Raw genomic sequence first — 15059 nt, 5'->3', positions numbered from 1 at the left:
CATGAACCTGCAAATCGACTGGTCGTTCTTCACCTGGGATCTCTTCAGCAACTTCGTGCTGAAGGGCCTGTACTTCAGCGTCACGCTGACCATCATCGCCACGCTGGGCGGTGTGGCCTTCGGCACCGTGCTGGCGCTGATGCGCCTGTCGGGCAAGAAGTGGCTGGATGTGCCCGCCACCATCTACGTCAACGGCATGCGCTCCATTCCGCTGGTGATGGTGATCCTGTGGTTCTTCCTGCTGATGCCGCTGCTCATCGGCCGCCCCATCGGCGCCGAGGCTTCGGCCATCATCACCTTCATCGCCTTCGAGGCGGCCTATTTCAGCGAGATCATGCGCGCGGGCATTCAGTCCATCCCGCGCGGCCAGGTCTTCGCGGGTCAGGCCATGGGCATGACCTATGGCCAGAACATGCGCCTCGTGGTGCTGCCGCAGGCCTTCCGCAACATGCTGCCGGTGCTGCTGACCCAGACCATCATCCTGTTCCAGGACACGTCGCTGGTCTACGCCATCGGTGCCTACGACATGCTCAAGGGCTTCGAGGTGGCCGGCAAGAACTACGGCCGTCCCATCGAATCCTATCTGGCCGCTGGCGTGACCTATTTCGTGCTGTGCTATTCGCTGTCCTGGATGGTCAAGCGACTGCACAAGAAGATCGCCATCATTCGATGAGCCTGCACCCCATTTGAGGAATTGCAATGATTGAACTCAAGAACGTCTCCAAGTGGTACGGCAGCTTCCAGGTGCTGACCGACTGCTCCACCAACATCCAGAAGGGCGAAGTGGTCGTGGTTTGCGGCCCTTCGGGCTCGGGCAAGTCCACGCTGATCAAGACCATCAACGCGCTGGAGCCCTTCCAGAAGGGCGAGATCTTCGTGGACGGCGTGGCCGTGCACGATCCCAAGACCAACCTGCCCAAGCTGCGCAGCCGCGTGGGCATGGTGTTCCAGCACTTCGAGCTGTTCCCCCACCTGTCGGTGACCGAGAATCTGACCATCGCCCAGGTCAAGGTGCTGGGCCGCAGCCCGGACGACGCCAAGAAGCGCGGCCTGAAGATGCTGGACCGCGTGGGCCTGACGGCGCACAAGGACAAGTTCCCGGGCCAGCTGTCGGGCGGCCAGCAGCAGCGCGTGGCCATTGCGCGCGCACTGTCCATGGACCCCATCGTGATGCTGTTCGACGAACCCACCTCGGCGCTGGACCCCGAAATGGTCGGCGAAGTGCTGGACGTGATGATCGGCCTGGCCAACGAAGGCATGACCATGATGTGCGTGACCCACGAAATGGGCTTTGCCCGCAAGGTGGCCAGCCGCGTGATCTTCATGGACGTGGGCGGCAAGATCCTGGAGGACTGCTCCAAGGACGAATTCTTCGGCAACCCCGAGGCACGTCAGCCCCGCACCAAGGAATTCCTCAACAAGATCCTGCAGCACTGATGGCGCCGCCGCGAGGCGGGCCGGTCCAATCAAACAAAGGGCGCTTCGGCGCCCTTTTTCATATCTGTGTGAAAGCCTCAACGCCAGGCCGTGAACCTGCGCTCCGCCCAGGCCAGCGCCCCGTACAGCCCCAGCCCCATGAAGGCCAGGATGACCACGGCGGCAAAGACGCGCGGGGTGTCGAAGGTGCCCTGCGCGCTCAGGATGACGTAGCCCAGTCCGCGCTGCGAGGCCACGAATTCGCCGACGATGGCGCCCACCAGCGCCAGCGAGATGGCCACCTTCATGCCCGCCAGCATCGACGGCAGGGCGCCCGGAAGCCGGACCTTGAAGAAGAAGTCTCGCCGCGATCCCTTGAGCACCCGCCCCAGGTCCAGCACGTCGCCGGGCACCGAGCGCAGGCCGTGCACGGAATCCACGATGACGGCGAACACCGCGATCAGGAAGGCGATGGCGATCTTGGGCTCGGAGCCCGTGCCCAGCCAGATCACGAACAGCGGGGCGATGGCCACCTTGGGCACGCTGTTCAGGCCGATGATCAGGGGGTAGACCGTGTGCTCGAACAGCCGCGAGCCCACCAGCAGCGTGGCCAGCAGCACGCCGACCAGGGCCGCCAGCACGAAGCCCGCCAGGGTGGTGAGCAGCGTATAGGCCGCGTGGCCCAGGTAGAAATGCCATTCACCCCACAGTTCGGCCAGCACGGCCGTGGGGGGCGGCAGCGTGATCGGCTTGATCTCCAGAAGGCGCACCAGGGCTTCCCAGGCGATCAGGAAGAGGGCCATCGACAGCGTGCCCAGCAGCCAGCGCCGGGCCGGGTGTTCCCGGGGGGTCATGCGGCCACTCCTTCGTCGAGCCGTCCCGGCGCTTCGCTGATCAGGCCCATCTGCTGGAACAGGGCGCGGATGCGCTGGGTGTGGCGGCCGAACTCGGGCGTCTCGCGCACGGCCAGCGGGCGCGGCCTGGGCAGGTCTATGTCGATGATGTCGGCGATGCGCCCGGGCCGGGGCGAGAACACGACCACGCGGTCGGCCAGGAACACGGCCTCGGCAATACCGTGGGTCACGAAGACGACGGTGTTGCGCGTCTCCAGCCAGATGCGCTGCAGCTCGGCGTTCATCTGGTCGCGGGTCAGCGCGTCCAGCGCGCCGAAGGGCTCGTCCATCAGCAGCAGGCGCGGCTGGTCGATCAGCGCGCGGCAGATCGCGGCGCGCTGGCGCATGCCGCCCGACAGCTGGCGCGGGTACTTGCCGCCGAAGTCGGACAGCCCGGCCAGCCGCAGCAGCTCGTGCAGGGGCTGCCGGTAGGCGGCCAGCGGCTTGCGCGCGAATTCGATGGGCAGCAGGATGTTGCGCTCGACGGTGCGCCACTCCAGCAGCGCGTCGCGCTGGAACACCATGCCGACATGGTCCGGGGGGCCGGCCACCGCGCGGCCGTCCACCAGGAGGCCACCCGATGTGATCTCTTCCAGGCCCGCGATGCAGCGCAGAAAGCTGCTCTTGCCGCAGCCGCTGGGCCCGAGGATGCTGACGAACTCGCCCGCGCGGATGTCCAGCGAGATGCCGTCCAGCGCGGTCAGCGGCGGCTCGCCCGGATAGAGCTTGCGCACGTCGTGCGCGGTGATGGTCGATGCGTTCATTTCGGAACCTCCGGCGCAGGGCGGACCAGGTCGGGCACGAAGAAAGCGTTGCCATCCTTGATCGACTTGAGCAGGCCCGCATCGGTCAGCGTCTTCACCGCCGCGCTGAAGTCCGATGCGACCGGCGTGCCCAGCCGCTGGCCGGCCGGTGGCGGCAACTGGAAGAAGCCCCTGAGCGCCTGGAGCTGGCCGCGCAGCACGGCCTTGTCCAGCCGGGCCTGGGGCCGCTGGGCGATGAGGGCCTCGACGGCCTCGTCCTCGTGGCCGTTGTAGATGTACTGCCAGGTGGCCGCGACGATGCTGGTGAAGCGGGCGATGGGCTCGCGGCGCGCGGCGATCCGCGCTTCGGTGGCGAACAGGCCGAAGCTGGGCATGCTCAACCCGTGGTCCGCGAAGCGGATGGCCTGTGATGGACGTGTCTGCGACACCACGGGCAGGAAGAAGGGAATGGTCGAGAAGGCTGCGTCGGCGCGCCCCGCCGCATAGGAGGCGGCCTTGCCGGCCGCATCGATGTTGACCAGTTCGAGGTCACTGCGTTTGAGGCCGCCTGCGGCCAGGAAGGCGTCGATGAAGGGCGCCTCCAGCGAGCCGGCGGTATAGGCCACCTTCCTGCCCCTGAGATCGCCGGGGCCCCGGATGCCGCCATCGCGCGGCACCAGCAGCCCGATGTCGCTGAGGCGGGCAAAGACCGCGATGGCCTTGACGGGCAGGCCCTTGTCGCGCGCGATCATCATCGAGGCCAGCGCGGCATGTCCGACGTCGAACTGGTCGCCGCCGCCCACGATCTGCACCGTGGTCACCGAGCCATTGCCGTCTTCGAGCTGCACGTCCAGGCCCGCCGCCTTGAACCAGCCCTTGTGCTGGGCCAGGTGCATGGCGGCCTGCACGCCCCAGGGCGTCCAGTCCATGCGCACCTTGATCTTTTCCAGCGGCTGGGCCGTGGCGGGGGCCGAAAGTGCCAGGCCGAGGCCGGCCAGCGCCAGGCCGGCGGCCCTGCGGGTGAGGGGACTGTGCATGGAGGTCTCCTGACAAGGATGGGATCAATCGCTGCGCTGGAAAAGCCGCTTCAAGCGCGACCACAGCACCGACAGGCCCAGGCTGAAGGCATTGAGCCGGGCGGCGGGCAGGGGCTCGCCGGGTGCGCGATCCGGGTCCATGCGCAGGGCCACGTTGCGGCCGAACTCCTGGATCAGCCGGGCCACGAAGTCCTTGACCAGGCCGGAGCGCGAGAACTGCGCCAGCGGGCCTTGCAGGGAATAGAGCAGATCGACCTCCACGCGGGTCGTCGTGGCATCGACCTCGACCAATCGGTAGGCGACATCGCCGTTGGCGCGCGATTTGCTGACCGAGTCCTGGCCCGCGCCCCTGAGCGTGGCCGAGCGCGCGGCCTCGTCGCGCTCCAGGCGGGCCGCGCCGTTGAAGCTGGCCGACATGGGGCCGAGCTGTATGGCCACGCGGCCCTTGATGCGGTCTCCCGTCTGCTCGGCCAGCTCGGCGCCCGGCAGGCAGCCTGCCACGGCCGGCAGGTCGGCCATGAACTGCCAGACGGCCTGTACGGGGTAGGGCACGGTGAAGCGGCCCTGGATGCGGGTGCCGCCCTTGACTTCGGCGCCCGCTTGCGCACCCGCTGCCTGCACGGATGGCCCGGGCAAGGCCTGCGCCTGCGCCTCGGGCAGCAGGCCCGTATCCGTGGCCTGGAAGGTCTGGAAGGGCGCATCGTCCCCGCCCAGGGCGGGAGCCTGTCGGAACACGCGCGGCTGGGCGGCGCGCAGCGCCGAGACGGCGGGCACGCCATCGCCCCGGCATTGGGCGAGCACGTCCAGCACCGCGTTGACGATGCCCATGTAGCCCGTGCAGCGGCACAGGTTGCCCGAGAGTTCGACGCGCACCAGGTCTTCGTCGGCTTCGGGAAAGCGCAGCACGATGTCGCGTGCGGTCGCCAGCATGCCGGGCGTGCAAAAGCCGCATTGCAGCGCGTGGTGGCGCGAGAACGCGGGGCGCAGCAGCGCCATCACCGGGTCGTCGCCATGGCCTTCGACCGTGGTCACGGCCTGGTGGTCGCAGGCGACCGCGAAGCTGATGCACGAGCGCACGGGCTGGCCGTCCAGCAGTACCGTGCAGGCGCCGCAGACGCCGTGCTCGCAGCCCAGGTGGGTGCCGGTCTGCCGCGCTTCTTCGCGCACGAAGTCCGCCAGGTGCATGCGGGGCGCCACGTCGCGGCGGACAGGCTGCTGGTTGATGGTGATGGTGACGGCGGTCATGGCTTTTTCTCCGGCTCCGGCAACGGCCCCGATGTCTGCTCCAGTACCGGCCCCAATACCTGTTCCAGGCAGCGCAGCACGGCGGTGGTGATCCGTTGGCGGTCGATGCTGTCCTTGGTGGGGGCCGAGGCTGCGACGGCCTCGTCGATGCGTGCCCTGGATGGCAAGGCGCCGGATCCGGCCACGAGCGCGGCGATGGCCGGCAAGGGCCGGGGCGCACCGTCCAGCGCGCCGATCACCACGCGCGCGAAACCGCGCGGCGGATCGAACACGGCGCAGCAGCTGGCTTCGGCGAACTCGCCGGTCTTGCGGCAGAACTTGGCATAGCCCCAGCGTGCGCTGGCGTCCAGCTGTGGCACATGGATGGCGGCGATGATCTCGCCGGGCGCCAGCGCGGTGGTGTAGGCGCCCTGCATGAAGCCTTCCATGGGCAGCATGCGCGCGCCGCCGGCCGAGCGCAGTTCGAGCCGGGCGGCCAGCGCCGTCATGGCCAGCACCCAGTCGGCGGCCGGGTCCGCATGGGCCAGGCTGCCGGCCACGGTGCCGCGGTTGCGGATGGCCCGGTAGGCGATGCCGCCCGCCACGGACTGCAGCAGCGTGCCGCGCAGCGGCGCGTGGAGGCCGTCCTCGATCTCGGCATGCGTCACGGCGCCGCCGATGCGGATGGTGGCGTCCCGGCCCGAACCCGAGACCGTGACCTCGCGCATCTGCGGCAAGGCCGCTATATCGACCACGGCCCGGGGCCGGGCCAGCCGCAGGTTGAGCATGGGGCCCAGGGACTGGCTGCCGCCCAGGGCCTTGGCGCCAGGCGTGTCTGCCAGGTGCTGCAGGCCCTCGTCCAGCGTGGCGGGGCGGATGTATTCGAAAAGTGCTGCTTTCATCCTGGCTCCTTCACGCGGCCTGTAGGCTTTGCGCCTTCTGCGCCTGCGCCCGCTCCAGCGCCTCCAGCAGGCGGCGCGGCGTCAGCGGCGTGTGCGAGACCTCGGCGCCCAGGCCCTGGATGGCGTCGTTCACGGCGTTGAAGATGGCGGCCGGCGGTGCGATGGCGCCGCCTTCGCCCATGCCCTTGGCACCGAATTCGGTGTGCGGCGATGGCGTCTCGAAGTGGTGTATGCGCATGCGCGGGACCTCGGTGGCGCCGGGCAGCATGTAGTCGGCCAGCGTGGAGGCCAGGGGCTGGCCGTTGCCGTCGTAGGGCGTTTCCTCGTAGAGGGCCGTGCCTATGCCCTGGGCCACGCCGCCATAGGTCTGGCCTTCGACGATGAGCGGATTGACCATGGTGCCGCAGTCCTCGACGATCACGTAGTCGAGGATCTCGACATGGCCGGTATCGGTGTCCACCGCCACGGCCACGGCATGGCTGGCATAGGTGAAGGCGCCCGTGTCCACGGCGGGCTTGAAGCCTGCCGTGGTCTCCAGGCCCGCGCGGTCGACGTCGGCGGGCAGGCGGTCGGGGCGCAGGTACCAGGCCTGGGCGATCTCGGCGATGGTGACCGTGCCCTGCGGTCCCACCACGCTCGCGCCCGCCAGCGCCACCTCCTGCGCGTCGGCCTGGAGAAGATGCGCGCCGATGTGCAGCAGGCGCGGCGCCAGCAGCTTGCAGGCGCGCGAGACCGCGCCCCCGGACATGACCAGCGAGCGCGAGGCGTAGGTGCCCGTGGAGTAGGGCGTCTGCCCCGTGTCGCCGTGCACCAGCCGCACGCGGGCGATGTCCACGCCCAGGATCTCATGGGCGATCTGGGCGAAGCTGGTCTCCATGCCCTGGCCGTGCGAATGCACGCCGACGCGGATCTCCAGGCCGCCATCGGGCGTCAGCCGCACGGTGGCCGAGTCGAAGCCCGGTATCACCGGCGTGCCCCAGGCCGCGAACACCGAGGTGCCGTGGGCCGATTGCTCGGTATAGGTGGCAAAGCCCACGCCGATCCGCCGCCCGTCGACCTCGCCGCGCCGCTGGCGCTCGCGCAGGGCGTCGAAGCCGATCATCTCGTGCGCCTTGCGCAGGCTGGCCGGGTAGTCGCCGCTGTCGAAATGCTTGTGGGTGACGTTGACATAGGGCATCTGTTCGGCCGGCACCAGGTTCTCCAGCCGGACCTCCCAGGGTTCGCGCCCGGCCGCGCGCGCCACGGCGTCCAGGGTCAGCTCGATGGCAAAGCACACGCCGGTGCGCGCCACGCCGCGGTAGGGCACGAAGCCGGGCTTGTTCGTGGCCACGCATTCGGTCAGGCAGCGGTAGCCGCGAAAGGCGTAGGGGCCGGGCAGGTTGCCCACGGCCTGGCCCGGCTCCAGGCCGATGGTGAAGGGCCACACCGAATAGGCGCCGCCGTCGATGACGATGTGGGCGTCCAGGGCGAGGATTTTTCCGCGCTCGTCGGCGTAGGCCACCATGTCGTAGTGGTGCTCGCGGGTGTTGGCGCCCGCGATCAGGTGCTCGCGCCGGTCCTCCAGATAGCGGAAGGGCCGGCGATGGGTCTTGGCCAGCCAGGCCACGCACAGCTCTTCCTGCTGCAGCACGCACTTGTAGCCGAAGGCGCCGCCCACGTCGGGTGCGATCACGCGCACCTGCTCCTGGGGCAGGCCCAGGCATCGGGCGAGGATGGTGCGGATCATGTGCGGCACCTGGGTCGCGGTGTAGACGACCAACTGGTCCGCCTGGTGGTCCCAGCAGGCCAGCACGGCCTTGCCTTCCATGGGCACCATGCAGTGGCGCGCCAGGTCCATGGAGCGGCGCACCACCAGCGTGGCGGACCGGGCCAGTTCGTCGAAGCGCGTGTCGGCCCTGAGCGTGACGAAGCGGTTGTGCGTCCAGCCGTCATGCACGAAGTCCTGCCGCGCGGCCAGCGCGCTGGCGGTATCGGCATAGACGGGCAGGTCCTCGAAATCGATCTCCACGGTCTCGGCCAGGTCCTCGGCCTCGGCGCGCGTGGGCGCGAAGACCATGGCCACGGGCTCGCCGACGAAGCGCACCTTGCCGCTGGCCAGTGGCGGCTGGGCCGAGGACTGGTAGCTGGGCAGCGCGGACTCGGCGACGATGTCCAGCGCATCGGCCATGGCCTCGCGCAGCACCACGCGCCCGCCGGCATCCTGCGGCAGCCGCGCGCCCACGATGCGGGCGTGGGCGAAGGGGCTGCGCAGGAAGGCCACCTCGCTGAGCAGGGGCATGCTCATGTCGGCGACGAACTGGCCGCGCCCGTGCAGGTGCCGCGCATCTTCCTTGCGCTGCACGCGCGCGCCGACACCCTGGCCCTGGACCTGTTCATGGGGACTGTGTTCCATCGTGTTCTCCTGGCTGCCTGTTCTCTCGGGTTCTCACTTGGCCTCGCCGCCGAAAAGCCGGGACAGGTCGTCGCGCTCCCGGTCGGGGTCCGGTGTTTCCTGGTGGTTCTGGAAGTTGAGCTGCACCTTGTCGGTGTCCACGGCCTGCTCCTTGTCCAGGAAGGCGGTCACGGTCTGGGGCACGAAGATCACGATGGCCACCAGGATCAGCTGCATCGCCACCCAGGGGATGGCACCCAGGTAGATGTCCCTGGACAGCACCTTGCGCGGCAGCTTGCCTTCCTTGTGCAGCTGGTCGGAGATGCCGCGCAGGTAGAACAGCGAGAAGCCGAAGGGTGGGTGCATGAAGCTGGTCTGCATGTTCACGCAGATCAGCACGCCGAACCACACCAGGTCGATGCCCAGCTTCTGGGCCACGGGGGCCAGCAGCGGCAGGATGATGAAGGCGATCTCGAAGAAGTCCAGGAAGAACGCCAGGAAGAAGATGAAGACATTGACGGCGATGAGAAAGCCCAGCTGCCCGCCGGGCAGGTGGGCCAGCATGTCCTCGATCCAGACGCCGCCGCTGACCCCCTGGAAGACCAGTGAGAAGGCGCGCGAGCCGATCAGGATGAACACCACCATGGCCGTCATGCGCATGGTGGCCGCCATGGCGCTGCGCAGCAGCGGCCAGCTCAGGCGGCGGTGCAGCGCGGCCAGGAGGAACGCCCCCAGCGCGCCCATGGCGCCCGCCTCGGTCGGCGTGGCGACGGCCGTGTCCAGGCCGGGCAGCCCGCCCATGGAGCCCAGCACCGCGAAGATCAGAAAGGCCGAGGGAATGATGCCGCGCAGGCACTTGCCCCACAGCGCCCAGCCGTGCAGCTGGCGGGCCTGCTTCGGGATGCCGGGCACGTCGCCGGGCCGCAGCCGCCCCACCAGGAAGGTGTAGAGCACGAACAGCAGCACCTGCAGGATGGCCGGCCCCCAGGCTCCCTTGTACATGTCGCCCACCGAACGGCCGAGCTGGTCGGCCAGGACGATCAGGCACAGCGAGGGCGGCACGATCTGGGTGATGGTGCCCGAGGCCGACAGCACGCCCGTCGCATAGCGCATGCTGTAGCCGTAGCGCATCATCACCGGCAGCGAGATCATGGCCATGGCGATCACCTGGCCGGCCACGGTGCCCGTGATGGCGCCCAGGATGAAGCCCACGATGATGACCGAGTAGCCCAGGCCGCCGCGCACGGGGCCGAACAGCTGGCCCATGGAGTCGAGCATGTCCTCGGCCAGGCCGCAGCGCTCCAGCACGCAGCCCATGAGCGTGAAGAAGGGAATGGCCAGCAGCAGGTCGTTGGACAGGATGCCGAACACATTGAGAGGCAGCGCAGACAGAAAGCCGGCCGGAAACCAGCCCATGAAGATGGCGATGCCGCCGCAGGCCACGCCCAGCGCAGCCAGGGAAAAAGCCACCGGAAAGCCCAGCAGCAGGATGGCGACCAGGGCCCCGAACATCAGGGGCGGGAAATGCTCGAGGCTCATTGCAGCGGCCTCTCGTAGTGCGTGCGCATCGGATGGCGGTTGCCCAGCCACAGCAGGCGCTTGGCGATCTCGACCACGCCCTGGAGCACCAGCAGGCCGAAGCCCAGCGGCAGCAGCAGCATGGCGGGCCAGCGGATCAGGCCGCCCGCGTTGGGCGAGGACTCGCCCGAGCGCAGCATGTCCACGAACAGCGGCCAGGACATCCAGGCGAACAGCCCCATGACGGGCAGCAGGAACAGGACCAGCCCGAACAGGTCCATGAACACCTGGGCCCGCGCCGACCAGCGTCCGTAGAACAGGTCCACGCGCACATGCTCGTTCATGCGCAGCACCTGGGCCGCGCCCAGCATCACGCCGGCGCCGAACAGGTACCACTGGATCTCCAGCCAGCCGTTGGAGCTGGTGCCCAGGGCAAAGCGCACGATGGCATTGCCGCCGCTGATCACGCAGGCGGCCAGCAGCGCCCATTGGGCGAGCACGGCGGCGCCGTCGCTCAGGCGGTCGATGGCCCGCACCCAGGCGGGCAGGGCGCCGTCGTTCGGCGAAGGGGATGTCATGGGGCGGTCCTCGGCGGGCGGCGCGGCAGGCGCCGGGGGCTTATTGCGTGACGCGGGCGAAGGTGTAGTTGTCCAGCTCCGCCTCGGCCACGCGGAACCAGCTGGCCTGGTCGCGGCGGAACTTGAGCCAGCCGGGCAGCAGGGCCTTGAAGTCCGGGTTGGCGGCGGCCAGTTCATCGAACAGCTCGCCGGATGCCTTGAACGCGGCATCCATCACGGGACGCGGAAAGTACGACAGCCTGGCGCCCTGGCCCACCAGGCGCTTGAGCGCCTCGGGATTGCGAAAGTCGTAGTCGGCCAGCATCTTGACGGTCTGCTCGTTGGCCGCGCACTCGAAGGCCGCCTTGTAGGCCGGTGGCAGCGCGTCCCAGGCCTTGGCGTTGACCATGGCCGTGATGGAGGCGCTGCCCTCCCACCAGCCGGGCGCGTAGTAGTACTGCGCCACCTTCTGCAGGCCCAGCTTGGCGTCGTCATAGGGTCCTATCCATTCGGCGGCGTCGATGGTGCCTTTCTCCAGCGAGGGATAGATGTCGGCCGCGGGAATCTGCTGCGGCACCGCGCCGAGCTTGGACATCACCATGCCGCCAATGCCGCCGATGCGCATCTTCAGGCCCCTGAGGTCCTCCACGCGCTTGATGGGCTTGCGGTACCAGCCGCCCATCTGCACGCCCACGTTGCCGCAGACCAGGTTCACGATGCCCTGCTTGCGGTACATCTCGCGCAGCAGCTCCATGCCGCCGCCGAACTGCATCCAGGCGTTGTGCTGGCGTGCATTGAGGCCGAAGGGCAGCCCCGTGTCGAAGGCCACCGCCGTGTTCTTGCCGATGAAGGCCGAGGCCAGCACGTGGTTGCATTCGATGGTGCCGCTGCTGACGGCTTCCATGTTCTGCGCGGGCGGCACGATCTCGCCGCCGGCGAAGCACTGGATCTGGAACTTCCCCTCGGTCAGCTCGGCCACGCGCTTGCACAGGTGCTCGGCGGAGCCGTACATGGTGTCCAGGCTCTTGGGCCAGCTGGTGGACATGCGCCACTTGACGCTGGCCGATGCCCGGGCGGGGGTCTGTGCCAGGACCGCCGGCGCCGAAGCCGCGCCGGCAAGGCCCGCGAGACCGGCAAGGGCGGAGTGGTGGATCAGGCTGCGTCGCTGCATGGGAACTCCCTGGGTGTGGGGCCGGCCTGCCCTGGGCCGTAGGTCTGGATGGGTTGGGCTTATGTGATCAGCGTACTGAGTGAATTTTGCGTAGTCAATGCAGATGGTGGGAAGTGCTTTCCCTTATTTCCATGTCCGGCTTGATACGTGGGAAGCCCTTGGATACCGTGATCTTCATTCTTGAATGCCGCATGCCTTGATGTTTTGTGCATTGCAAAAATCAAGCTGCACAGTGTGGTGTTCTTCAGGAAAGTACTTAGTTCTTGCTTTTATTCGATCAGTACACTGAAGTTAATTCATGTGCAACCGAGGACAAGACATGACCTGGACCAAGATCGCGACCACCGACCAGCTGGGTGAGGATGAAGCCCTGGCCATCCGTGTCGGCGAGCTTCATCTGGCGCTTTTCCAGAGCGCGGGCGCCTTCCATGTGACGGACAACGTGTGTACGCACCAGTACGCGCTGCTGTCCGAGGGCTATGTGGAGGACGGCTGCGTGGAATGCCCGCTGCACCAGGCGCGCTTCGACCTGCGCAGCGGACAGGCGCTGTGCGCGCCGGCATCGCAGCCGATCCGTGTCTATCCGGTGCGCGTCGAGGGCGCCGATGTCCTGGTGGATGCGTGATGGCCGCCATGGATCGGACCATCCTCATCATCGGCGCGGGCCAGGCCGGTGCCACGGCGGCGGCGTGCCTGCGCTCGTTCGGATTCGAGGGCCGCATCGTCCTGGTGGGGGCCGAGGCCGGGCTGCCGTATGAGCGCCCCCCGCTGTCCAAGGGCGTGCTGTCCGGTGATGTGGCGCCGGACGCGATCGCGGTGCACCCGGCCGGGTTCTACGCGTCGCAGCGCATCGAAGTGCTGGCGGGCCTTGCGGTCACCGACCTCGATGTGGCGGCGCGACAGGCCCGCCTGGGCGACGGCCGGCGCATCGGCTATGACCAATGCCTGATCGCCACCGGCGGCCGGGCGCGCGGCCTGCCCCGGCTGCCTGCGGGAACGCCGCGCGTGCACTATCTGCGCTCCGCGCAGGATGCCGCCCGGCTGCGCGAGGATTTGCTGCGGCACCGGTCCCTGCTCATCGTGGGCGGCGGTTTCCTGGGCCTGGAGCTGGCCTCGACCGCGCGCGGCATGGGGCTGGAGGTCTGCGTGCTGGAAAGCGCACCGCGCCTGCTGGCGCGCGCCGTGCCGCCCGTGTTCTCGCAATGGCTGGGCCAGCGCGCGCAGGACGCCGGTGTGGACCTGCACCTGGAGGCCGTGGTCGGCGACCTGCATGCGGATGGCCACGGCGTCACGGCCGTGCCGGCGGGCCACGGGGTGCTGCGGGCCGACATGGTGGCCGTGGCGGCCGGCCTGGAGCCCGACGTGGACCTGGCCCGGCGCGCGGGGATTGCCATCCACGGGACCAACCACGGCATATGCATAGATGGCCTCGGCGCGACCAGTGCCCCCCATGTCTTTGCCGCCGGCGACTGCGCCAGCCAGTTCCATCCGCACCTGGGCGCCGAACTGCGCCTGGAGTCCTGGCAGAGCGCCAACGAGCAGGCCCGCATCGCGGCCGCCGCCATGGTCGGCGCCTCCACCCCGGGTCTGTCGGCCCCCTGGTTCTGGAGCGACCAGTTCGGCTGCAACCTGCAGATGCTGGGCATGCCCGTGCCCGGGCTGACCTATCGATGCCGCCGGGAGGCGGACGATGGCGCGCAGGCGCCCCGCTTCCTGCTGATGGGCGCGAGCGACGGCGGCCAGATCCTGCACGCCATCGCCGTCAACGCAGGCGGCGAGCTGCGCACCCTCAGGCCGCTGGTGGATGCCGGGACCGCCTGCGATCCCGTGGCGCTGTGCGATACCGGCACGCCCCTGCGCCAGCAGGTGCGCGCCTTGCTCCAGACCCCCACCCCTGCCCCTTCCCCCGCGAGCCATCCCTGACGGAGACTTCCCATGCACAGCACCCACGCCTTGCTCAACCGAACGGCGCAGTCCAAGGAACTGCCGCTGGACCAGTGCGTCTGGCCCGAAGACGCGCTGCACTTCATCCCCGACTGGGTCTACACCAGCGAGGCCGTCTATGCCCGCGAGATGGAGCAGATCTTCCGGGGCCGCTCCTGGAGCTATGTGGCGCTGGAGGCCGAGATCCCCGAGCCCGGCGACTTCAAGCGCTCCTACGTCGGCGACACGCCCGTGGTGGTCTCGCGCGCCGAGGACGGCAGCGTCCACGTCTTCGAGAACCGCTGTGCCCACCGGGGCGCGGAGTTCTGCCGCCACAGCCTGGGCAACACCCGGGAGTTCGTCTGCCCCTACCACCAGTGGTCCTACGACCTGAAGGGCCACCTGCAGGGCGTGCCGTTCAAGCGCGGCGTGAACAAGGCCGGCGGCATGCCCAAGGGGTTCGACAACGCGGCGCACGGCCTCAGGCGGCTGCATGTCGCCACGCGCCATGGCGTGGTCTTCGCCAGCTACGCGGACGACGTGGAACCGCTGCAGGACTACCTGACGCCCGAGATCCTCGAAGACTTCGACATGGTCTTCAACGGCAAGAAGCTCAAGATCCTCGGCTACTACAAGAACGAGCTGCCCTGCAACTGGAAGATGTACCACGAGAACCTCAAGGACCCGTACCACGCGACCTTGCTGCATTCCTTCCTCGTCGTCTTCGGCCTGCTGGTCGCGGGCAACAAATCGGCCATGATCGCCGACCCCGTGCATGGCCGGCACGGCACCATGGCCTCGGCCAAGTCCGAGGACAAGTACGCCCAGGTCAGCAGCGAGAACAAGAAGGAGATGCGCTCCTTCCACGAAGGCATGCAGCTGCGCGACGAGCGCTTCCTGGAGTTCGTCAGGGAGTGCGACTCCCCGTGGTCCGTGACCATGCAGACCATCTGGCCCAACCTCGTCGTGCAGCGCGAGATGAACACCCTGGGCGTGCGCCAGATCGTGCCCAACGGCCCCCACAGCATGCTCATGCAGTGGACCATGTTCGGCTACGAGGACGACACCGAGGCAATGACCCAGCATCGCCTGCGCCAGGGCAATCTGATGGGCCCGGCAGGCTTTCTGGGGCTGGAGGACAACGAGGCCATGAAGTTCGTGCAGGAAGGCGTGCGCCGCTCCAGCACCGGCCTGAACGTGATCCAGCTCGACGCCGACCGCGTCGGCAGCTCCGACTCGCTGATCTCCGAGGCCGCCATCCGCGGCATGTACCGCTACTACCGCGGCGTGATGGGGTTCTGAGC

At 68.6% G+C, this 15059-nt stretch carries 14 protein-coding genes; 5 read left to right on the top strand and 9 right to left on the bottom strand.

The window, feature by feature from the left end:
- Position 1 precedes the first annotated feature (1 nt).
- A complete protein-coding gene (locus L1Z78_RS24010) occupies positions 2 to 673 on the top strand; it encodes an amino acid ABC transporter permease (RefSeq protein WP_234638843.1) in 672 nt (223 codons plus the stop codon).
- A 26-nt stretch (positions 674 to 699) separates the two neighbouring features.
- Positions 700 to 1437, top strand: a complete 738-nt coding sequence (locus L1Z78_RS24005; RefSeq protein WP_234638842.1) for an amino acid ABC transporter ATP-binding protein — start codon at positions 700 to 702, stop codon at positions 1435 to 1437.
- A 77-nt stretch (positions 1438 to 1514) separates the two neighbouring features.
- Here the strand turns inward: L1Z78_RS24005 and L1Z78_RS24000 are convergent, their stop codons facing one another.
- The 9 genes from L1Z78_RS24000 to L1Z78_RS23960 are packed head-to-tail and all read right to left on the bottom strand — an operon-like array spanning position 1515 to position 11832.
- On the bottom strand, positions 1515 to 2270 hold the full coding sequence (locus tag L1Z78_RS24000; protein ID WP_234638841.1) for an ABC transporter permease: 756 nt from the start codon (positions 2268 to 2270) through the stop codon (positions 1515 to 1517).
- Positions 2267 to 3073 carry an ABC transporter ATP-binding protein gene (locus tag L1Z78_RS23995; protein ID WP_234638840.1) on the bottom strand — a complete coding sequence of 269 codons (807 nt, stop codon included), beginning with the start codon at positions 3071 to 3073 and terminating at the stop codon, positions 2267 to 2269. Before L1Z78_RS23995 ends, L1Z78_RS24000 begins: the two co-directional genes overlap by 4 nt.
- Positions 3070 to 4089: an ABC transporter substrate-binding protein gene (locus L1Z78_RS23990; RefSeq protein ID WP_234638839.1), complete on the bottom strand. Its 1020-nt coding sequence runs from the start codon at positions 4087 to 4089 to the stop codon at positions 3070 to 3072. Before L1Z78_RS23990 ends, L1Z78_RS23995 begins: the two co-directional genes overlap by 4 nt.
- A gap of 24 nt (positions 4090 to 4113) precedes the next feature.
- The gene (locus L1Z78_RS23985) at positions 4114 to 5334 is read right to left on the bottom strand and encodes a xanthine dehydrogenase family Fe-S subunit (protein WP_234638838.1); all 1221 of its coding nucleotides are present in this window, start codon (positions 5332 to 5334) and stop codon (positions 4114 to 4116) included.
- Positions 5331 to 6215 (bottom strand): FAD binding domain-containing protein, encoded by an 885-nt coding sequence (locus tag L1Z78_RS23980; protein ID WP_234638837.1) that lies wholly within the window; start codon positions 6213 to 6215, stop codon positions 5331 to 5333. Before L1Z78_RS23980 ends, L1Z78_RS23985 begins: the two co-directional genes overlap by 4 nt.
- Before the next feature lie 10 nt (positions 6216 to 6225).
- Positions 6226 to 8607: a xanthine dehydrogenase family protein molybdopterin-binding subunit gene (locus tag L1Z78_RS23975; RefSeq protein WP_234638836.1), complete on the bottom strand. Its 2382-nt coding sequence runs from the start codon at positions 8605 to 8607 to the stop codon at positions 6226 to 6228.
- Positions 8608 to 8640: 33 nt separating this feature from the next.
- The gene (locus L1Z78_RS23970) at positions 8641 to 10125 is read right to left on the bottom strand and encodes a TRAP transporter large permease (RefSeq protein ID WP_234638835.1); all 1485 of its coding nucleotides are present in this window, start codon (positions 10123 to 10125) and stop codon (positions 8641 to 8643) included.
- On the bottom strand, positions 10122 to 10682 hold the full coding sequence (locus L1Z78_RS23965; RefSeq protein WP_234638834.1) for a TRAP transporter small permease subunit: 561 nt from the start codon (positions 10680 to 10682) through the stop codon (positions 10122 to 10124). Before L1Z78_RS23965 ends, L1Z78_RS23970 begins: the two co-directional genes overlap by 4 nt.
- Before the next feature lie 40 nt (positions 10683 to 10722).
- Positions 10723 to 11832, bottom strand: a complete 1110-nt coding sequence (locus L1Z78_RS23960) for a TRAP transporter substrate-binding protein (protein ID WP_234638833.1) — start codon at positions 11830 to 11832, stop codon at positions 10723 to 10725.
- Positions 11833 to 12151: 319 nt separating this feature from the next.
- Between L1Z78_RS23960 and L1Z78_RS23955 the strand changes: the two genes are divergently transcribed.
- The 3 genes from L1Z78_RS23955 to L1Z78_RS23945 are packed head-to-tail and all read left to right on the top strand — an operon-like array spanning position 12152 to position 15057.
- Positions 12152 to 12457: a non-heme iron oxygenase ferredoxin subunit gene (locus L1Z78_RS23955; protein WP_234638832.1), complete on the top strand. Its 306-nt coding sequence runs from the start codon at positions 12152 to 12154 to the stop codon at positions 12455 to 12457.
- Positions 12457 to 13755 carry an NAD(P)/FAD-dependent oxidoreductase gene (locus tag L1Z78_RS23950; protein WP_234638831.1) on the top strand — a complete coding sequence of 433 codons (1299 nt, stop codon included), beginning with the start codon at positions 12457 to 12459 and terminating at the stop codon, positions 13753 to 13755. The genes L1Z78_RS23955 and L1Z78_RS23950 overlap by 1 nt, the downstream gene beginning before the upstream one ends.
- 12 nt (positions 13756 to 13767) lie before the next feature.
- Positions 13768 to 15057, top strand: coding sequence for an aromatic ring-hydroxylating dioxygenase subunit alpha (locus L1Z78_RS23945; RefSeq protein ID WP_234638830.1), 1290 nt, complete (start codon positions 13768 to 13770; stop codon positions 15055 to 15057).
- Positions 15058 to 15059 lie beyond the last annotated feature (2 nt).

This window comes from Delftia tsuruhatensis (assembly GCF_903815225.1).
Classification (GTDB): domain Bacteria; phylum Pseudomonadota; class Gammaproteobacteria; order Burkholderiales; family Burkholderiaceae_C; genus Comamonas; species Comamonas tsuruhatensis_A.
Note: the sequence above shows the minus strand (reverse complement) of the source record. Positions and strands in the feature narration are given on the sequence as shown.